12 protein-coding genes are annotated in these 19,685 nt (G+C 68.9%); 6 read left to right on the top strand and 6 right to left on the bottom strand.

The features are described from left to right. Nucleotides 1–72: 72 nt before the first annotated feature. Nucleotides 73–2,616 (bottom strand): EF-hand domain-containing protein, encoded by a 2,544-nt coding sequence (locus WMF46_RS42340; protein WP_437982432.1) that lies wholly within the window; start codon nt 2,614–2,616, stop codon nt 73–75. A 636-nt stretch (nt 2,617–3,252) separates the two neighbouring features. Here WMF46_RS42340 and WMF46_RS42335 point away from each other — a divergent pair. Further along, nucleotides 3,253–5,484: a caspase family protein gene (locus tag WMF46_RS42335; protein ID WP_437982431.1), complete on the top strand. Its 2,232-nt coding sequence runs from the start codon at nt 3,253–3,255 to the stop codon at nt 5,482–5,484. Between the two features lie 106 nt (nt 5,485–5,590). On the opposite strand, the gene WMF46_RS42330 is transcribed toward WMF46_RS42335, so the two are convergent. The 3 genes from WMF46_RS42330 to WMF46_RS42320 form a co-directional block, all read right to left on the bottom strand. After that, nucleotides 5,591–6,217 (bottom strand): hypothetical protein, encoded by a 627-nt coding sequence (locus WMF46_RS42330; protein WP_437982430.1) that lies wholly within the window; start codon nt 6,215–6,217, stop codon nt 5,591–5,593. 156 nt (nt 6,218–6,373) lie between these two features. Further along, nucleotides 6,374–8,578 (bottom strand): protein kinase domain-containing protein, encoded by a 2,205-nt coding sequence (locus tag WMF46_RS42325; RefSeq protein WP_437982429.1) that lies wholly within the window; start codon nt 8,576–8,578, stop codon nt 6,374–6,376. A 181-nt stretch (nt 8,579–8,759) separates the two neighbouring features. Further along, complete coding sequence (locus WMF46_RS42320) at nt 8,760–10,175, bottom strand: sigma 54-interacting transcriptional regulator (RefSeq protein WP_437982428.1); 1,416 nt, start codon at nt 10,173–10,175, stop codon at nt 8,760–8,762. Between the two features lie 289 nt (nt 10,176–10,464). Between WMF46_RS42320 and WMF46_RS42315 the strand changes: the two genes are divergently transcribed. From WMF46_RS42315 to WMF46_RS42300, 4 genes are all read left to right on the top strand, one after another. Next, on the top strand, nt 10,465–12,546 hold the full coding sequence (locus WMF46_RS42315) for a hypothetical protein (RefSeq protein WP_437982427.1): 2,082 nt from the start codon (nt 10,465–10,467) through the stop codon (nt 12,544–12,546). A 597-nt stretch (nt 12,547–13,143) separates the two neighbouring features. After that, the gene (locus WMF46_RS42310) at nt 13,144–13,290 is read left to right on the top strand and encodes a hypothetical protein (protein ID WP_437982426.1); all 147 of its coding nucleotides are present in this window, start codon (nt 13,144–13,146) and stop codon (nt 13,288–13,290) included. A gap of 449 nt (nt 13,291–13,739) precedes the next feature. Beyond that, a complete protein-coding gene (locus tag WMF46_RS42305; protein WP_437982425.1) occupies nt 13,740–14,549 on the top strand; it encodes a hypothetical protein in 810 nt (269 codons plus the stop codon). A gap of 29 nt (nt 14,550–14,578) precedes the next feature. Further along, nucleotides 14,579–16,807: a hypothetical protein gene (locus WMF46_RS42300; RefSeq protein ID WP_437982424.1), complete on the top strand. Its 2,229-nt coding sequence runs from the start codon at nt 14,579–14,581 to the stop codon at nt 16,805–16,807. 75 nt (nt 16,808–16,882) lie between these two features. Here WMF46_RS42300 and WMF46_RS42295 read toward each other — a convergent pair whose 3' ends face one another. Next, nucleotides 16,883–17,539, bottom strand: a complete 657-nt coding sequence (locus WMF46_RS42295) for a TetR/AcrR family transcriptional regulator (protein ID WP_437982423.1) — start codon at nt 17,537–17,539, stop codon at nt 16,883–16,885. 87 nt (nt 17,540–17,626) lie between these two features. On the opposite strand from WMF46_RS42295, the gene WMF46_RS42290 reads away from it, so the two are divergent. Then, nucleotides 17,627–19,135, top strand: a complete 1,509-nt coding sequence (locus WMF46_RS42290; protein ID WP_437982422.1) for an FAD-dependent oxidoreductase — start codon at nt 17,627–17,629, stop codon at nt 19,133–19,135. Nucleotides 19,136–19,231: 96 nt separating this feature from the next. On the opposite strand, the gene WMF46_RS42285 is transcribed toward WMF46_RS42290, so the two are convergent. After that, the gene (locus WMF46_RS42285; RefSeq protein ID WP_012240487.1) at nt 19,232–19,648 is read right to left on the bottom strand and encodes a thiol-disulfide oxidoreductase DCC family protein; all 417 of its coding nucleotides are present in this window, start codon (nt 19,646–19,648) and stop codon (nt 19,232–19,234) included. Between the last annotated feature and the right edge of the window lie 37 nt (nt 19,649–19,685).

The following is a 19,685-nucleotide window of genomic DNA, read 5'->3' as shown; positions in this document are numbered from 1 at the left end:
CGGCTGCCGGCTGCGCGGGCTCGATGGGCCCGCGCAGCCGCGCGCCACGTCCTCTCCTGTCCGCGTAGCGGACTACTTGGTGAGGATCGGGGGGACGGTTGGCCGCGGGAACGGGAGGACGATCAGGCCCTGCTTCTTGATCTCCACGTTGGTGAGCTCGCCGAACGCGCCCCGCGCGGTGACAGTGATGTTGGTCCTCGTGCCGTCGGCCCAGAAGAGCTCGCGGGCCTCGCCATCGAAGGTCAGCTGGCCGAGCTTGCGCACCTGCTTGTGGACGATGCTGCAGCTCTCGGCGCCGGAGGGCGGGTACTGGGCGGCCAGCGTCGGGTCCTCGACGATGTGCCAGACGACCACGCTCGAACCGAGCGGCGAGTCGTAGACGTCACCGGCGCCCCAGCGGTTCTCGAGCAGGAAGTACTCCTTGTCGCCGCGCGCGGCGTCCCAGAGCAGCGTGACCTCCTTGCGGGTCTCGATCGAGGCCAGCGGGACGGTCTGGGTGGTCCACGAGCCGATCTCGACGAGGTCCGGGGTCACGAGGGCGCTCTTCAGCTTCTCGAACGGGCCCATGTGGGTGGCCTGCCAGTGCCAGTACATGGCGTCGAAGTACTTTGACGCCGTGCTCGACGAGTCGCAGCCGTACATGTCCTGCGCGTCCAGGATGCGGTGGGTGAGCTCGTGGGCGAGCAGGCCCACGCCGTTGCGACGATCCGAGTCGAACGGCGATAGATAGACGTCGAGGAGGTCGAAGTTCAGCGGCGTCGAGTTGCCGTCGACCGCGACGTCGACGCTGCGGTTGGTGCCGTAGGCCGAGTTCTGCGGGCGCACAACGATGAGGACGAGCTCGTCGCGGGTGATCTTGCCGTCGCCGTTGGTGTCGTAGTTGTGGAAGTTGATGCTCGGGTCGGCGGCGCGGATGGCGTCGCGCCAGGCCTCGGCGTGCCCGCCGGGCGTGTCCCAGTACCAGTTGCCCTGGTGCGCGGCCGGCGCCTGGGCGAACGGGCCGCAGTTCACGTACTGGAAGCTGTCGAAGGCGAGCTTGCCGTCGGTGTTGTCGGCCAGCCAGCCCTTCATGCTCATGCCGCCGTCGCCGCCCTCGTGGTAGTTGAGGATCTGCGAGAGCGAGGGCGCGGCGTGATCCGGGCGGACCGGGTCGATGCACAGCACCAGGGCCTTGTGGGTGCGCACGCGCGGCGAGTGGCCGTAGCCCTGGCCGATGCCCATGAACGCCTGGGCGAAATCGGAGCCCGAGCGCCGCTTGGCGGTCACGCGGAGGGAGCGGTCACGGATGTTGGCGGTGGTGCCGGTGTCGCTGCGCGCCTGCAGGGTCACGGTGTGGTTGCCCGGGCGCAGGTTCTTGAGCACGAAGGTGTGCGAGTTGACGCGCATGAGCGGCTCGCCCTGGATGAGGGTGACGTCGCCGGGCTGCGCAGGCACGCCGTCGACCAGGGCGCGCAGGAACAGGCGGCCGCTCGAGGAGTAGACCTCGCCGGAGAAGGTGATCGCCGCGCTCTCGGCGGGAGCCTGGGTGTTGAGGTTGACCGAGAGGTCGGGGATGTTGGTCCAGGTCAGGCCGGAGAAGGGCACCGGCGGGCCCTGCATGGTGGCCGCAGCGGTCGAGCCGCCCGGGGCCGAGGCCGGCGCGGCGGAGACGGCCATGGTGCGGTCGCCAAGGCGGATGTCGCCGCCGGCGGTGTCGCCGGACCACTGGATCTGCACTGTGTGGTTGCCGGCGGGCACGTTGGGCGCGACGAAGGTCATGCTGCGCGTCCCGCCGCGGTTCGACATGTTGGCGTGGAGCAGCGTCACGTTGCCCACGTCCACGCCGTCGACGAGCGCGCGCACGAACATGCGGCCGCTGTTCGAGGCGGCCTCGGCCGAGAAGGTGACGATCAGGTCCTGCTGGGCGCTCGTGGTCAGCTGGGTTGTGAGGCCCGGGACGTTCTCCCAGGCGGTGGTGGTCTTGATGAGGTCCGGGCCGCTGGGCGCGGCGGCCACGGCGAGCCGGCCGTCGCCGCTGAAGGGCGCGGCCGAGTTGACCACGAGCGAGCGATCGCGCATCTGGGCGTCGCCGCCGCTCACCACGTACCACTGGATCTCGACGATGTGCTGACCGGCCGAGACGCCCGATTTCACGAAGGTGAAGGAGCGCGTGCCGTCGAAGTTCTCGCTGCCCATCTTGATCTTCACGTCGCTCGGCGAGACCGGCGCGCCGTCGACGAGCGCACGCAGCCACACCGTGTTCGTGGCGTAGATCTCGGCGCTGAAGCTGATCTCCAGGTTGTCGCCCGCGTGCGAGTAGACAGCGCTGGACAGGCCGGGGGCCGAGGTCCATGCGCTCTTGGTCGCGATCGCGAAGGGCGCGCCCTCGGCGGGCGAGAGCACGGACAGGTTGCCGACGGGGTTCTGCTGGTAGAGCGAGAGCGCGGCTGCCTCGCTCGCGATGTCCTCCTCGTCTGACACCGCATGCGAGACGTCCCCGTCGCCGACGCAGCCGAGCTGGACGGTCGAGGCCGTGAGCGCCATGAGCGCAACGTGCTTGAGACGCATCCGCGGGGCCAGGAAATCTGAGCCGGCGTCGCGCTTGTCCTGACGCTTGAGATGCTGAAAGAATGCCATGATGACACCTCCGGAAAAAGCCAATGGGCCCTTGTCCTCGAATCGGAGCCGGCATGACGGCCCATGTCCCCATCGCAGAACACCTGTCGATCGGGCTGTCCGTCAGCGCGTGTCCTCCTCGTCATTGTCATTGCACACGAGGTGCCAAGCAGATGTGCTGTGGGGCTGGGCTCACGGCCGGGCCGGCGTGCGTACTACGCCGCCCGAGCCAGGCACGCTGGCCCTCGCCGAGCGCGTGCTTCGGCGCGGGATCGTCGTCGCCCGCGGGCGTCCTCCACGCCCGCGCCGACATGGCGCGACCTGGCCAAGGCTGGAGGAGCATGGGACGGCGCGCGGTGACCATGGGACGGCGCGCGGGCGCGCACGTGGGCCGCCCGGAAGCGGCTGACGCCCGCGCGCTCGCGCGATCACGCGACCGCGCGCTCGCCGGCCAACGCCGTCGGACGACACGCGCACGCGGACCGCAACGACCCGCTCGACAGCCCAGCATGTTTACGTTCAGAGCCGACGCAGGCGAGTCCTGGCCAGGTGGTGTGAGGAGACGACGCCGAGAGGCGATGTTTCGAGGACAGGTCGATACCAAGGCCGGCGAGCAGCCCCTTGACAGCCGTCCAGAACTCGAATCACGTAAGCAGCATGACCCCGCATCATGGCGATCGAGCATCTGGCGATCGGGTCAATCTCGGCGGCGAGCGCCAGCACCATCCTCAGCTTCTCGCCCGCGACGAGGTGCTCCACGAGATCGACGCGCTCTTCCGGAAGGGCGCGACCACGGTCCTCGTCACGGGGGCGCCTGGCGTCGGCAAGAGCGCGATCCTGGCCAGCTATCTTCAGCGGGTCACCGCGACCAGCCAGGTCGAGCGCGTGCGCGGCGTGATCGCCGGCGCGAGCCGGCACCTCGCGCGCTGGGCCGAGCAGGTCGAACGCAACGTGCGAGCGCGCCCGGGGAGCGCGCGCTGGGCGGTCGCCTCCCATTTCCTGAGGACCACCGCGTTCGATCGGCCCGAGATCGTCGCGAGCTCGCTCGCAACGCAGCTCGAGGACCGCTTCATCGACATGCGCGACCGGAATGCGCACCCCGAGCGCCGCCTCATCGACCTCGTCGAGCGGATATCGAGGCGTGTCCTGGAGCCGGAGTCCATGAGCCTCCTCCTCGTCATGGATGACCTCGACGAGGCGGAAGACGAGAGGGGTCACTCCGCGCTCGCCCGCCTGCTCCCCGCCCAGCTCCCGCCGCGCGTCCTCCTGCTCGCTTCCTCGCGCCCTACCACGGATCTCAGCTGGTTCATGCGTTACGCCCCGGCGCACGTCGACCTCGACGCCCCGCGGTGGTTCCCCTCGAATCACGCGGCGTGCCGGGCCTTCTGGGACGGCGTCGTCCGGGAGCTCGGCCTCCCGGCCTACGTCGCCGATGAGGCCGTGCAGCGCGCCCAGGGCAACATGCTCTACTCCGTCGAGCTCGCCGAGTGGCTGCGGCGGTTGCCCCCCGAGGGCCGCCTCGGCAGTCCGCTCCCCCGCACGCTGCGTGACGTCTTCATCAAGCTATGGGGCCGCGTGAACCACCTGCCTGCCGAGTCGGAGGTGCTGGTCAAGCGCAGCCTGGCCGTCCTCTGCGCCTCCCCCTCACCGCTCCCTCTTTCGACCATCGCCGCGCATACCGGCTGGAGCAGCCATCTTCACGCGACCACCTTTCTGCGGGTCACGCGCCCCTTTCTCCAGCGCTTCACGACCCCGGGCGCCGAGGACACGTTCCGCCCCTTCCACGATGAGCTCCGGAGGCTGATCACGGAGCAGCTCACCGCCGAAGCTGTGACAGCCAGCGCAGCTCCATACCCTGCTGGTGTGGCGCCGGCTGCCTCATCGCCGTTGTCTTCGGCGCCGCCCCCACCCCCGCCGCTGTCGGCGCGGGCCGCGCACAACCAGGGCATCCTGTGGATGCGCGCGGTAGAGCCGATCCAGCAGCCGGCGCTCGGCCAGGGGTCGACGGCGAGGGCACAGCGGGCTCCCGACCGCCGTGATGAGGCAGCGCGCATCGCGGATACCGAGGCGGAACGCGCCATCGCCGCCGCGGAGGCGCAAGTGCTCGGTCCAGTGGCCGCTCGTTATGCGTTCCTCGTCGGCGTGGGCCGCTACGATGACCGCAGCCTCGGCAATCTGCGTTTTTGTGTGAACGACGTCATCGCGCTCGGGAACGCGCTCAGGAACGAGCTGGGTTACGCCGTCGTGAAGTCGATGCACGACGACGTCGAAGAAGAGCGCATGTTGCCCCTGCGCAACCGCGTCTTGCAGGAGCTGAGCCTCTTCGCCAGTGGGCTGAGCCCCAATGACCTGCTCCTTGTGCACTTCTCCTGTCATGGCACCCTCCACGACGGCAAACCGCATCTCCTCTTTCGCGACACCGGCAATCAGGTGCTCTCCGAGACGTCCCTCTCGGTCGACAGGATCAAGAAGATCCTCCTCGAGTCACCCGCCCGCCGCAAGATCCTCGTCCTCGATGCTTGCCACGCTGGGGTCGATCTCGGCCGGGCGCCCGGCGCTTCCTCGCTCGACCCTGGGTTCGTCCACGAGGCCTTCGAGCTCGCCGAGGGCATCGCCGTCCTCTCGGGCAGCACTTCCCAGCAGATCGCGATGGAGCGTCCGGAAGCCAAGCTCGGTGTGTTCACGTCGTTCGTGCTCGAGGGGCTTCGTGGCGCCGCCGATAGCACGGGTCGCAAGCGGTTCGTCACCGTGGACGATCTGAATCACTACGTCACGTACAGCGTCCAGCAATGGAGCCGCGAGCAGTCGCTCTCCCTGCAGACCCCCACGGCGAGGATCGAGGGGACCGGGAGCATGATCCTCGTCGATTTTCGCCACCGGAGCGCCTGAGGGCTCGACGCCCACGGCGCCTCGGCTCACCGGGGGCCGGCCGGCGCGCCCGCCGCGCAGGTCACGCGCGGTGACGTGCCGCGCGAGAACGTCGATCGCAGCGCCTTTATCGCCCGACCTGCGTGGTGACGGCTTTTGGCTTTGTGATGAGGGGATCTGCTGGGCCCGAGGGGTTGATCTGGGAAGCCTTCATGCCATTGGCGTCGGTAAACGTGCCGAACTCGGCGGGCCTGGCGTCCTTGTGACCCGCCTGTCCAGGCGCCGGATCGCGACCGGCGAGCGCCGCGGCGATCTCTTTGCGGCGGAGGGGTGTCGGTGAGCTGAACGCGAGGATCTTCCCCTGGGCGGGGGTGACGAGCCACCCCGTGGCTGGAATGCGCGTGGCCTCGCCGGCCTTGGCGTGGATGGCTTCGCCATCCAGCGGGTACGTCGTGATGGTCCGAGTGATCTCGGCGACCTGCACCAGGTACACGTAGGCGTCTTGCTCGACCGTCCCCTCGAAGGCGATCTTCGTGTTCGCGGGAGCCAGGAACTTCTCGGTCGCGGCGGCGGAGAGGTTCTTCGTCGTGTCGCCGACGAGCACCGAGAGCGCCCACCGCAGGCGGTGGAGCTCGTCGCTCGACGTGGAGGGGGCGCTCTTCCTGGCTTTTTTGCTGGCTGACTTCGCAGGAGCCGTCGTGGACTGTGTTGCCCGCTTGGGTCTCGCAGCGGTGTTCCGGATCGGCATGATCATGTTCTCCTGGAGGCGTGTTGTCTGGATGATTGAAGCGCACGAGGACCGATAAGCTGCGCGAGCGAAAGCGCCGGGCGGTGAAGCGCCCTCTCCGTTCGTTCCTGGTCATGCGGCCGCTGCCGCGCCCTGCTCGCCGCCCTCCGTCGGCGAGGGGGCTCACCGCGAGGCGCACCGGAACCCGAGCCCGGAGCGACCCTCGATGCGCTTCGAGCGGCCGCGCGTCACACCTCGAGACATCACATCCAGCGCCGGCCATGAACCGCCGCGGCGTATGCGCTGGTCCTCCTCGCGCGACACGCCAGGGCCTTCCGTCACGGGATCGATGCAATCGCCGCATGAGCCGTAGTGAGGAAGCAAGAACTGATCCTGCACCCATTCCGCTGCATTGCCGCCGAGGTCCCAGACCCCCTCCGGCGTCCTGTCCTGCAGGGACGTGCCCACGTCGTGCTCGCCCTTCGGAGACCTCTCGCAGAGGCCCTTCTCGTACACGCCAAAGGCGACCCCATCGCAGCGGGGTGGATCCGAGCCCCATGGAAACCGGCGCGCTGTCGCGCCACGCGCGGCGAACTCCCACTCGGCCTCGGTGGGGAGGCGTTTCCCGCGGGCTTTGCAGTAGAGCGAGGCGGCGTCCCAGGTGACCTGGATGACCGGCTTATTCTCGTGGCCCGGCCGGGGCACGAAGCGCCTCTCCGGGCGCAGGAGGATCCCCGAATGCTCGGGGAAGAGATCGACCAGCAGATAGCCGCGCGCGCGCTCGTGTACATAGCGCTGGATGCGGTGCTCGGGATCCTCCTTGATGTCGAGCGCCGGCGAGGTGACATCGAGCCACGCGGCGAACTCCGCGTTCGTGGTCTCGTAAGCATCGATGTAGAAGGGGGAGACGGTCACCTCTCGCACGGGCTGCTCGCGCTCGAGCAGGTCCCGGCGGCACTCGGGCCCGAGGCGCTGGCACTCGGCGTCGATCTCGGCGAGCGTGCTCCCCATCCGGAACTGGCCTCCCTGGAGCCGCACCATGTTGGACAGCGTCACGGGCGCTCTCTCCGGGGGCGCGGGCCTCGCTGGTGCGCTCGCCACGAGCGCAGCCTTCAGGGGGAGCCTTCTGGTCAGCGCAGCCTGCGCGGGGCCGCCGCCGACGCCGTTGCTGCACGCGCGAACGAGGCCATAGGACGCGGTCACGAGCAGCGCAGGGATCGCGAGCAGGCCGACCAGGCCCCGCCCCCGCGGCCGCGCGGACGGCGGGGTGACCTCTTGCGTCTCGGTGCGCTCGACGCGCAGCTCCATCCGCTCCGGTGTGTTGTCGGCCCCGGGGCCGGGTGACGGCGCGGCCTCGGACCGAGCCACCTCCGCCGCCTCGGCGACCTTCGTTCCGCCTGGTCGTGATCCCCTCTCGTGCGGGATCGTCTCCCGGACGACTGGCTTCTTCACGGTCGTCCTGCCGGCGTACCCCGCCTCCGGTGTCGCTGCTGGCGTCGACTCCGCTGCGGATCCCACGACCGCCACCGGCGTGACCGCGGGCGTCGCTGCGATGTCGCGGCGCATGGCCTCGGCGATCTGGGCGATATCCGGGCGCCGCGACGGCTCCTTCGCCAGCATGCGCCGGATCAAGCTCGAGATCTCCTGGGGCACCTCCGGGGCGACCTCGCTCAGAGGACGCGGATCCTGGAAGAGGTGCATGCGCAGGACCTCGACGGGCTCACCCGTGAACGGCGGCTCCCCGGCGAGCAGCTCGTGGAGGACGACGCCCAGGGAGTAGACATCGGATCGGCTGTCCACCGGCGATTGGCCGACACACTGCTCGGGCGACATGTACATCGCCGTTCCGAGCACCGAGCCCGGCGCGGTGAGATCGGCCTTGTCCTCGGTGAACCGGGCGATGCCGAAATCCAGCAGCTTCAGGCGCTCCCCGCCGGACGCCTCGTCGTCGGCGACGAGCATCATGTTCGAGGGCTTCAGGTCGCGGTGGACAATCCCGTTCTTGTGGACCGCCGAAAGCGCCGACGCCGCTTGACGGCCGATACGAAGCACCTCCGGGAGGGCGAGCCTCTTGCATCGCATCAGGCGACTCCGGAGCAGCTCACCTCGGAGATACTCCATGAGGATGTACGGCTCGCCCTGGGGCGTCTCACCGAAATCGAAGATCTTCACCAGCCCCGGATGATCGACCAGGCTCAGCGCGCGCGCCTCATTGGTGAACCGACGAAGCTGGCTCGCGTCCCGGGCGAGCTGGCTGGAGAGCACCTTGACCGCCGCGAGCTGTCCAACGCTCCGATGGACCGCGCGGTAGACAACCCCCATCCCCCCACGGCCGATCTCCTCGGTGATGAGGTACTGGCCGATGCTCGATCTGAGGAGTGAATCCACGCTGCGCCTCGGTTCAGACTCGGCGGCCTCGAACGGCTCGGGTGAATCCTATAACGGTGAACGATGGGGGAAAACGACCTATCGATGCCCCGGCCCGCGCGAAGCAGCGGGGCCAATGCGATATGCCGCCCACGCTGTAATTTGCTTCGCGCTCGGGGAGCGCGCGCGGTGAGCGGCCACGTCAGCGGCGGAAGCGCTGCACATCGAGGTCGTGATGGGCAATCCATCGATAGATCTGCTTGCGCGACCGGCGCGTCGCCCGCGCGATGTCCGCCACCACGCCGCGGTGCGCCCGGAGCAGCTCCTCGAGCTGGGCTCGATCGGGCGGAGGCTCCCGCTCGTCGGCTGCGTTCGATGGATCTTCTTCGCTGGAGGGCGCGGGGGCCGACGAAGGGTGCGCGTCGGAGGTGGTCGTCGGTGGAGCTGCGGGCGCTGCGCCGGACGGAGGCCCGAGCCGGTCGGCCACGAGCTCGAGATCCAGCACGCCGGCCTCGCCGCCGCGAATGCGGAGCTGCGCGGCGAGGGCGAACACCTCGCGAACGTTGAAGGGCCACGGATGCAGGAGCAGCGCCTCCGCGAGCGCGGAGCTGATGCGCGGGCGGGGCCGGCCCAGCGCGTGATCGAGCAGGGGCAGCACGTCCTCGCGCCGCTCGCGGAGCGGCGCGATCCCGAGCGGGAACTCCGAGAGCCTCGCGAAGAGATCGCCGCGAAAGCGGTGCGCCGCGATATCCGCCGTGAGGTCGCGGTTCGTCGCGGCGACGATGCGGACGTCGCAGGCGACCGGGGCTGTCGCCCCGACGGGGAGCACCATGCGATCCTGCAGCACGCGAAGGAGCTTGGGCTGCACGCCTTGCGGGAGATCGCCGACCTCATCCAGGAAGAGGGTGCCCCCGTCGGCGGCGCGGAACAGCCCGGGGCGGGCCACAGCCCCGCTGAACGCGTTGGCCAGGTGACCGAACAGCTGGCTCTCGGCGAGGCTCTCGGGGATGGCGCTGCAGTTCACGGCCACGAACGGCCCTCGCCGCTTGCTGGCGTCGTGCACGGCGCGCGCCACCACCTCCTTGCCGCAGCCGCTCTCGGCGAGGAGCAGCACCGTGACCTCGGTGGGGCCGACGCGGTGGATAGCGGCGCGCAGCGCGCACATCGATGGAGCGTCGCCGAGGAGCGATGGCACCGGCGCGTCGGCCTGGGGCTCCGGTTCGGCGCGGACCACCAGGTACGAGTCGCCAATCGAGAGCACGTCGCCGTCGTCCAGCAACGCTTCGTCGATGCGCCGTCCGTTCACGTGCGTGCCGTTGCGGCTCTTTTCATCGACGACCCGCAGCCGGCCGAGCGCGTCTGTGTGGAGCGTCGCGTGGAGCCGCGATGCGCGAGCGTCGCGGGGCAGGGCGATGCCGCTCCGCACCTCGCGCCCCATGGGCGTCGCCCCTCGCGACGGCGTGAAAACGACCGGCGGGTTCAGGAGGTCGTCGCCGGAGTAAACGAGGCGCAGACGGAACACCCGCAGCAGGCCGCGCAGGATCACAGGCGCCTTCTCCTCGGTCGTCGCCGCGGGCGGGACCTCGCCTGGCCTGCTGGTGGGTACATCCTTGGGCATTCACTAGACAAATAGCGCATCGAGGCGCTCTCCTGGGGACCGCGAGCGGCTCTCCCGGAGGCCATGCGTCCCGTGGCGACGCCTCCAGCGATTGCAGTGAGAGTGAACTGGCGGTCGGCCATCGCGGCCATCGCTCCGCCGGGTGTGCACGGGTCGTGGGACCGCCCGCGGGCTGTCCAGGCGGAGGGCGGCAGGGCTCGATGGGCGTCGCCGGGGTCGCGGTGGGCGTCCACATCGGGTGCGCGACGACCTATCATCCTGCAACCGCGAAAGTATTCCAGGGAGCTCGATGAGCAGACGCACGTGGGCCGATGGGTTCGACGACTCGACTGGCGGTCAGGAGCTCGCCGTGAGACGAGATGCGCTCCAATCCTTGCGCGGCCCGGAGGGAGGCTATGCCCGATCGCACCGCGGCCTTGCTTCGTTCTGGCGGACCATTGCGGAAGAGATCCGCGCTCGGCCGACTTCGCCCGACATCCTTCCGTTGCTGACACAGCTTGACGACTGGCTTGTCGGCGGGCCGCCCTGCGGGATGGTGGTGAGCGCCAACCCCGCGGCGCGCACGGCCCTCCTGGCGCGGTGGGCCTTGTCGATCGTGGAGCGCAAGTCGGCCGAGGTGATCTTCGTACCGGTAAGCCCGTGCCTGGGAACAGCGGTCGAACGCGACGTGCTGAAGCTGCTGTTTGGCTTGTTTCGGAGCTCAGAGACAGCAGTATTCAGTCGACCGCGGAGCCCCGAGGAGCTGATGCTGTCGATCCGAATGGCGCTACGAGGCGTCGATTCGGTCTCCTCGGTTCCAGACGAGGAATGTCCCCAGTTGCTCGTGATCGTGGACGGGATCGAGAGGGCGGCGGATGGATGGCCTCATCGACGAATGCCTTTCCTGGGCGAGGCCTGCGATGGGGCACACATCCTTGTGTCCACCAGTCCGGAGGATTCTTCCGCACGCGGCCTGGGGTTGCATGAGCGCCTCGCTTGGTCTCCGGAGAAGACGAGTGTTTTCCTGATTGCGAGCGAGAGCGAATCTCCGGAAGGAACGGTGCAAGCGCAGCGAACCGTCGAGAGCGCGGGCGACGTGGCCCCCTCGTTGATTGGCTTCTTCGATGCACTCGGGACGGTGCTCGCACCGGTATCGAACGATGATCTCGTCTCGGCACTGGGTTTGGACGCAACCGAGGTTGAGGCCTTCAAGGACGGACCGCACGCTGCTCAGCGGCTCGTCCTGCTGAGCGACGACGGCAAATTCTCCTTCCGCGACGACGCGACTCGTGCAGGTTGGACGATGGAAACCAACAAGGTCGCGTCCATCGAAGATGCCCTCATCGTGAGGGGGCTGGCGGCGCTCACGCGCGGAGCCATCTTGCCCGAGGCGTGGCCATCCTACCTCGTGGAGTATCTGGGCGCCCACATGAAGCGGCGCTCTGTATCAATATTTGACTTGCTGACGCTCGTGTCACCCGAGTGGCTCCGAATCTGGATGAGCCATCCCGGAGGCTTGGTCGGGTTCACCACTGACGCTCGTCGCGCGCGTTACGCCGCCGAGGACGCGCTCATCGAAGCCTGCCGTCCGGCGCGCACTGCAGCGGCCGAGCAAGAGAGGGCAACGCTTCTCTGCGTTGTCGTTCGGTGCGCCCTGGTCGAAGCCTCGTTGTTCGCGAAGGAGGGAAGCATCGAAGAAGTAGATTATCGCACGGCGCCTTATGTAGAGCCAACGGTCGATGTGACGAAGCCGACTGGAGCCATGCGTGAGCGTGCCGAGGCGCTGGTGACGTTCGCCTCCCAGGTGACGGGCTCGGAGCAGCAGCTGGTCCAGGGATGGGCTATGGACGCTTGCGCAGGTCTCGATGAGATCCTTCCCCGACCCATCCCTCACGTGACGGCGGACCGGAGCGCGGCGAACCCCGAGCGAACCCGCCGGCTCCGCGCGGGCGCGACATACGACGAGGTGGACGAGTATCTGTCGAGGGACATGGTGATTCGCCCCACGGACCTCTCGCCCGACGAAGCTTGGCGCCTCGCGGAGAGCCGAGAAGGGGAATCGCGCATGGTCAGCTTCGCGGGCATCTTACCCGATCTCCCCGAGGACATGCGCGAGAAGGCCGTACGAGAGGTCATGTCCGCCTACTGGGCCCATGGCGATCGGGAGGCGCTGCGCATCCTGGCGGCTTGCGCGCCCTGGATGGCTCTCGCCGACGCAGCCAGGGTCATCTGCAACGAGTTCGGCAACGACTGGACGGACGAGCTCCCTCGGATGCTGGTAGGCTTCGGCAGCCTCACCGAGCTCTCTCCGCTCCTGCAGCGGTTGGGCGGTACGGCGGCGATCGTGGGGGTCGCCCGTGTCATCGCCGAGGTGGGCCGATGGCTCCCCTAGCTCTGCGTTTCACAAATTCCGCCAGAAACACCGCTCGATGGCGAGCGGTCGCTGGAAACAATAGAATTTTCATGGTTTTTCACTATTTCACTGCCGAGGGTGACTCCGGTGTGGCCCAACGGGGCGCCCTGTGCCGCCGCTTCGCCTGCGGTGACCCACCGGTTCATGCCACCCCTGGAGCAGGCCGTCGCTGCTGCCCGGGTTGAGCGGGCGCGGCCGCGTGACGGCAGCGGTCGTGACCCGCGTCGGCGTCACGCGGGAGGCTCACTGGGCGACGAGACCTGTCGCTGCCGACGTCGGGCGCGAGCGACGGCCAGACGATCTACGGGGCCATGGCCACGGGCACGCACGACTCCGCCGCCGGGGTCGGCGCCATGCAGGACTTCATCCTCGGGCTGCACCTCGTGTCGGCGGGGGCAAATCGCTCTGGATCGAGCGGGCGTCCCGGCCTGTCTCTATCCGCGAGCTCTGCAATCGGCTCGGCGCGACCCTGCTGCGGGACGACCGGCTCTTCGACGCGGCGAGCTGCCCGCGACCGGATCGAGCCGGACGCAGCGCGCGTTCGAGCGGATATGGACGGCCCTGGACGACCGGCGCATGCCGCACACCTTCCACTGGGGGCAGTGCCTCCGCGGTGACTACGACCTGGAGCGCCTGCAAGCGACATTCGGCGCCCGCGTCGACGACTGGCTCGCGGCAATGTTCGCGAACGCGCTCGTCGAGCGCTGCGGTATCGGGGACTAGCACGACAGCGGACCCCGGAATGCCGGAACGCCGGCCCGTCCAGTCATAGCGGCGTCCGAGCCTCGCCGCTTCCCCTGCCGCTCCTGCTGCTATCGCCGGACGAGACGACGTGTGGACCGCGGCGACGTGCGCGCTGCTCGATCCAGCGCCGCGCGTGACGCGACCGATGAACGGCGGCTCACCATAAGGCTTGAAAGGCGCGCACGATGCGTGTAGTGTGAGCACACTGAACCCAAATCTCGCCTTGGCAAGGACGGGATTTACGAGGGACCGAAAGGCTCTTTGCGACGAATCGGCGGTTGGTCGGAGCGGCGCAGCGGCATTGCGCTGCGCGCGCCCTACCGGGTGGCCAGCTATTTTATATTCATGAGGTGAACATGGCGATGCTGCGCGCGAGCCGACAGCTCCGGGCGGGAGCTATCGGTCTCCTTTGTTTATTCACGAGCGCCTTGTCGCTCTCCTCGTGCACCGACGGCGAGTCTCCGAGGCCGAGGGAACGACCGACGCTCCGGATCCTGCCGGAAGTGACGTGCTCGTCCGAGGCGGCGCGGCGCGTCTACGTGCTCCTGGAGCTGCGCCAGCCCGATCTCGGCGAGGCTCCCTTGAGGCCCGTCGTCATTTATTTGAGGGTCGACGGCGCGACGGTGGACATGCTCCCGGGGCCGACGTTCTGCCACGCGCCGAGCGATGACGCCGGCGGGGCGGGCGGCGGAGGTGTCGGCGGGGCGGGCGGTGGAGGCGGCGATGCCGGAGCGGCGGGCGACGCGGGCGATGGTGGGGGCAGCGGCCCCGGAGGCGAAGGCGGTGGGGCGGGCGGGGCAGGCGGGGCAGGCGGGGCAGACCTCGTGATCCCGAGCGCGGCGCTCCTCGTCAACGACGCTGCCGGCACGCGCGATTTCGCGTTCCTAATCGATTTGCCCAAGGGGGAAGACCTCGTCTCGATCTACGCCACGGCGTATTCGCACGAGGGCAAGCCCGGCGATTGCGAGGGCTTCAACCTGCGGCCGATCGCGGTAGGCCGCCAAGAAATAGAGCGCATCTGCGGGCGTGATGGCGCTGATGACGGCGACCAGGGCGGAGGTGGTGAGGGGGGCATTCAGGGGAGCGCCGGCGGCGAGGGCGGCGCCGGAGCTGGTGGCGGTGGCGGTGGCGGTGGCGGCGGCGGGGATGGCGGGAGCGGTGGAGATGGCGAGGGAGGCGGAGATGGCGGGGGAGCCGGGGATGGTGGTGGTGGCCAGGCGGGCGGTGGCGGGAACTAGCCGGTGAGCGAAGCGAACACCGAGGGACGGTGAACATCATGAAGCGAGTGTTTGGGATAGCTCTTGTTTCAATCGCTGCGTGCGGAAGCCTACTGTTGGCCACACCCAGAGCCGACGCGGGAGACCCGGGCTACGCGATCTTGGATCTTTCGTGCGACGCGAAGACAGGTCAGCTCGTTGCCGCGAAGGGCGCAACGCTGGCGAGCGACGTCGAGAACTACTACGTCCGGCGAGATTGCCCCAACCGTCAGGGCGATGATCTGCTCATGAACCGCGAGCCCCTCGCGCAGCAGGACTGCCCTGAGGCGGCGAAGAGGAAGGACGCTACGGACCCGTCCGACGTGGACCCACGCGAGTGCTTCAAGCTCGCGCTAGACGTGCCCCGGCTCACGAGCGGGCCGTCCACCCTCTGGTTCTCCTCTCGCGACAACGATCCCCAGACAGCACTCACGCTTACGCTCTCGAACGCACCCGTTAAGATCGACATCAGCGAGCCGACGTGGACCGTCGCGCTCGAGCTCGACTACGCGCCCGACGGCTCGCTGCGCCTCGTTCACCCGACGGCCTTCACGAAGAAGTTGGCGAACGCGCGCTATGCGGTCGCGGTCTACAACGCGCCGCCCCAGGGGCTCGGTGTGTTCATCGAGGGCGAGCAGGCCTTTCCGGCCAAGTGCGCGAAGGAGAAAGGCAATGGGGCCACGTGTTTCGATGTTCCGATGCTCGCGGGCGTGAACGCCGGTTACAAGACCCAGCTCGATTTCTCGACGACCAGCGCCGGGGCGTTCACGAGGTTAGCCTTCGAGCTCGACGCGGGCGAACAAATCCGGGCCACGCTTGTGGCCGGTTCGTACGACTATTATCAGGCGCTGCAGAGCGCGTATGCACAGGTAAGCAAGAGGATTACGAAGGGGTGGATTGACGATTGCATCGATAAGAACAAGACGGATGCGCCTCAGAACATCTATTGTCCGGCGCGTAATTTTGCCATCTTGTTCTTCGACGAGACGGGCGCTTCGCCGTTCGCCATGGAGCGCATCGATGAGGACGACGAGGTCGTCATCGTGGTGGTCCCCCGGAACGGGAAGCCCATTCAGGAACTCGCGCTGACGACCTGCGGCAACGCCGACCAGGCCCGCGTCGTCGGCAACGTCGTCGCCGTCAACGGCGCGCTGGCGCGAGGGACTGAGGCGCTGGGACGCGGGGCGCAAAGCGCCGACGCGCAGGCAGAGAAGATCGAGCAGGCAAGAGAGGTGGTCAGCGAGCAGAAGGCCGAGGCGAAGAAGAACCAGGAGCGCGCGGCGGAGCTGGCGTCCAGGGCAGCGTCGCTCTCGACTCCGACAGAGGGAGAGGCCGGTCCCAAGGAGGAGTCCACTGCGCTCGCTCAACAGCTCGATAATCTCAGCCGTGATCAGGATGTAAGCGACGCGCTGAAGGACGAGCAGGCCAAGGTCAAAGACATCAAGGATAGAATCGCGAACGATGGGCAGATCACGGCGGACGAGAAGAACGCCTACAAGAAGGAGCTGGATGCCCAGCGAGAGAGCGCCCAGAAGGACATCCTCGCCGAGCGGTATGCCTTCGAGCAGAAGGCGAGGCAGGCCGAGCAGAACGCCGCGAGCGCGGAGCGTGAAGTCCGTACCCTTCAGGCGCAGCTTCAGGCGAACACCGCCGTGCGCATGCTCGTCGCGAAGCACTGCGCATCGCCGAGGATGCAACTCACGGTGCGAGGGGAGGGGCAGACGCAGTCGTCGCAGATCTCGATCGAAACGCTCCCCATCTACAAATTCTCGGTGGGGCTTGCGCTCATCGCCGATTGGTCGACCAAGGTCGAGTACCGCTCTACATCCATGAAGGGAGAGACGGTCCCCGTGATCCGGAGGTTCGAGAAGACCCAGGGGATCGCGCCGCCCATCCCGTTCATCGCCTGGCGACCCTGGGGGACCAACATTGACCGGAAGCGCCGGGCCCTCTCGCTCGAGGGGATCGGCGTGGGGGTCGGCATCTCCCTGGTCGAGCCGCTCGAGCACATCTATCCGGGCGCTTTCTACGAGTTCGTACCCGGCTTCGGCCTGCTTGCCGGGGCCCATTGGCAAACCGTGCCGGAGCTGACCGGCGGCCATAAGGAGAACGACCGTGTGCCGGCGGGGCAGTTCGATGTGGAGCGGAAATGGAAGGCGGCGCCCGGGTTCTTCGCGGGTGTCAACCTGGATGCAGCTCTGTTCCTGAAGCTGGTCGGCGCTGTCGGCGCCGGCCGGTAGCGTGCGCGTAGGGAGCGTGGAAGCTGGAGGACGTCGGGTCGGCGGCGCGGAGGCGGCCCGCGGCGCTCTCGTGGATCAGTCAGCACGCCGTCGACGCCGGACGCGACGTGCTGCGTGGCCTTCGCGCGCTCCAAAGGTGTGTACGAGGGGCAGGAAGAGCTCGTCCACGATGGACTGGATGCGCGCGGGCTTCAGCGGCTTGAGATCCATGAGCAGGTCGTGCCGCACGAGGTCGTACGGCATGGCGAGCACGGCGGCGGGGACGCGCTCGAGGTCGATCTCGCCGCGGTCGTGGGCGCGCTGGTAGGGGATGCGGACACGCGGCTTCCGGGTGTCCATGACCTTGTCGCGCACCTGCGAGGGGGTCAGGCCGGTGCCGGCCAGCAACCCCGAGAAGGCGGCGGCTGCGGCGATGGCGAAGAAGCCGGCGAGGGCGTCGCTCAGGGCCGTCAGGTGGGCGAGCAGGTCGCTGCGCAGGGCGCCGGTGTCGGGGACCGCGACCGGGCTTTCGTCCCGGCGGTGCTGGAGGGCGGCCAGCACCAGCTCGTCCTTGTTCGCCCAGCGACGGTACAGGACCGCGATCCCCGTGCGAGCGCGCGCGGCGACCGAGTCCATGGTCAGGTTCGCGAAGCCGACCTCGACCAGCTCCTCCCAGGCCGCGCCGAGCAGATCGGCCTCGAGCTCGGCGCCGCGTCGCCTGCGGCGCGCTGGCGTTCGTGTCCCCGTCGTCATGGCCCCGATCGTTTAGAGAGATTTTCATTTCTTATCAAGGCCGCGGATGATAAGAGATGGATCACTCTCTTCAACCGGAGGCTGGCGATGGCGGATCCCGAGGCGTGCGCAGTGCTGATCGTCGGCGCCGGCCCGACCGGGCTGACGCTGGCCTGCGAGCTCGCCCGCAGCGGCGTGTCCTTCCGCTTGATCGAGGCCGCCCCAGGCCCGCGGCCCGGCTCGCGCGGCAAGGGCATCCAGCCGCGCACGCTCGAGGTCTTCGACGATCTCGGCATCGTCGATCGCGTGATCGCCCACGGCCGGATGGCGATGCTGATCCTCTCCACGGCTCCCGACGGCCGGGAGACGCTGGGCGGCGCCGTCCCCGAGGCGTTGAAGGGTCGCTCCGACATCCCCTATCCGGCGAGCCTGATCACGCCCCAGTGGCGCACCGAGGAAGCGCTGCGGCTGCGGCTCCTGGAGCTCGGCGGCGCGGTCGAGTTCGGTGCTGCGCTCGCGAGCTTCGAGCAGTCTGACGCAGGCGTGTCGGCGGTGGTTGTCAAGGGCGGTGAGGCGGAGACGGTCGCCGCTCGCTGGCTGGTCGGCTGCGACGGCGGCCACAGCATCGTCCGCAGGCAGGCCGGCATCGCGTTCGAGGGTGAGACCCGCGAGGAAGTGCGGATGATCGTCGCCGACGCCGGCGTCGACGGCCTCGACCGCGACGCCTGGCGCATCTGGTGGCATGAGGAGGGCGCCGTCGGCCTCTGCCCGCTGCCCTCGACCGACGTCTTTCAAGTTCATGCCGTCGTCGCGCCGCGACAGGATCCCGAGCTCAGCCTCGCGAACTTGCGGGCGATCCTCGAGCGGCGGAGCGGTCGCACCGACCTCCGGCTCCACGAGCCGGCGTGGTCGTCGCTGTGGCGCGCGAACGTCCGCCTCGTCGACAGATATCGCGAGGGTCGCGTGTTCCTCGCCGGCGACGCGGCGCACATCCACTCGCCCGCCGGCGGCCAGGGGATGAACACGGGCATCCAGGACGCGCACAACCTCGGCTGGAAGCTGGCGGCGGTCGCGAAGGGCGCCTCGCCGGCGTTGCTCGACAGCTACGAGGCCGAGCGGCGGCCGATCGCAGCCGGCGTGCTCGCGCTCTCGAACACGCGCCTCCAGCAGGCGCTCGAGCGGAAGGACGTCGCCCTCCGCCGCGATGCGAGCATCACCCAGCTCGACATCCACTACCGCGGCTCTTCCCTGGCGCGCGACGACCGCGACGAGGCTGCCCTGCTCCGCGCCGGCGACCGCGCCCCCGACGCGACGAAGCTGACCACGGTGGAAGGTGAACGCCGGCTGTTCGAGCTGACGCGCGGCGGGCGCTTCACGTTGCTGAGCTTCGGGCCCGCGCCTGCGATCGGCGCCTCAGCCTCCGACCTGAGGACGCTCCATGTCGTCGGGCAGCCGGCGGGCCCCGACGACGTCGCCGACACCGCTGGCCATCTCGCCCGCGCCTACGGCGCGACGGAGCGCACCCTCGTGCTCATCCGCCCCGACGGCTACGTCGCGCTGATCTCCGACGCCGGCGACGCATCGGCCGTCTCGGACCATCTCGCCGCGTTCAGCTGAGCGTTGCGACGGCGGGTCTGCGGCGGGCCCGACAGAGAAGCCACGTCCGATGAGAGCGAGCTGGAAATTGCTGCCACCGGGCGGAACTACTTCTCTTCACCGATAAGGCCCTGCCGCCGGCGCTCCCGGCAGCCGGCAGGAGCCGCTCGCGCAGGACGGGTGGCCGAACCAGCCCGCGAGCCACTTCCTGTTGCCCGAGAGCGCGTGGAAGAAGCGCTCCGCCATCTTCGAGAGCGTGTCGCCGCTCAGCCGGTACGACCACTCGCGGTACCCCTCGAGCGCCCAGAGCGCCACGATGAAGGCCGCGGGGCCGGCCCAGACCTCGCCGCGATCGCTGATCACGACGAGCTCCTCGCCGAGCCAGGGCACGGCCCCGTACCGCTCCGCCGCCTCGGGCGAGCCGGCGGGCAGGAACTCCATCTCGACAAGCGCCGTCTGGTGCTCCATCCAGTGGCGGCACCGCGCGCACAGCGCGCACTCGGCGTCATAGAGCACGGTGATTCGCTCGATCATGGCCCGCTCTCCTCGCAGCGCGGAGGCCAGGGCGCCT

Source organism: Sorangium sp. So ce117 (assembly GCF_051524395.1).
In the GTDB taxonomy this organism is placed as follows: domain Bacteria; phylum Myxococcota_A; class Polyangia; order Polyangiales; family Polyangiaceae; genus Sorangium; species Sorangium cellulosum_B.
This window is presented reverse-complemented; position numbering and strand designations above follow the sequence as displayed.

What these genes read in the sequence shown, in the direction of transcription:
- WMF46_RS42320 (WP_437982428.1), bottom strand. Translation starts at nt 10,175, where the DNA reads ATGCCCAAGGATGTACCCACCAGCAGGCCAGGCGAGGTCCCGCCCGCG.
- WMF46_RS42335 (WP_437982431.1), top strand. Translation starts at nt 3,253, where the DNA reads ATGACCCCGCATCATGGCGATCGAGCATCTGGCGATCGGGTCAATCTC.
- WMF46_RS42295 (WP_437982423.1), bottom strand. Translation starts at nt 17,539, where the DNA reads ATGACGACGGGGACACGAACGCCAGCGCGCCGCAGGCGACGCGGCGCC.
- WMF46_RS42290 (WP_437982422.1), top strand. Translation starts at nt 17,627, where the DNA reads ATGGCGGATCCCGAGGCGTGCGCAGTGCTGATCGTCGGCGCCGGCCCG.
- WMF46_RS42315 (WP_437982427.1), top strand. Translation starts at nt 10,465, where the DNA reads ATGAGCAGACGCACGTGGGCCGATGGGTTCGACGACTCGACTGGCGGT.
- WMF46_RS42330 (WP_437982430.1), bottom strand. Translation starts at nt 6,217, where the DNA reads ATGATCATGCCGATCCGGAACACCGCTGCGAGACCCAAGCGGGCAACA.
- WMF46_RS42285 (WP_012240487.1), bottom strand. Translation starts at nt 19,648, where the DNA reads ATGATCGAGCGAATCACCGTGCTCTATGACGCCGAGTGCGCGCTGTGC.
- WMF46_RS42340 (WP_437982432.1), bottom strand. Translation starts at nt 2,616, where the DNA reads ATGGCATTCTTTCAGCATCTCAAGCGTCAGGACAAGCGCGACGCCGGC.
- WMF46_RS42310 (WP_437982426.1), top strand. Translation starts at nt 13,144, where the DNA reads ATGCCGCACACCTTCCACTGGGGGCAGTGCCTCCGCGGTGACTACGAC.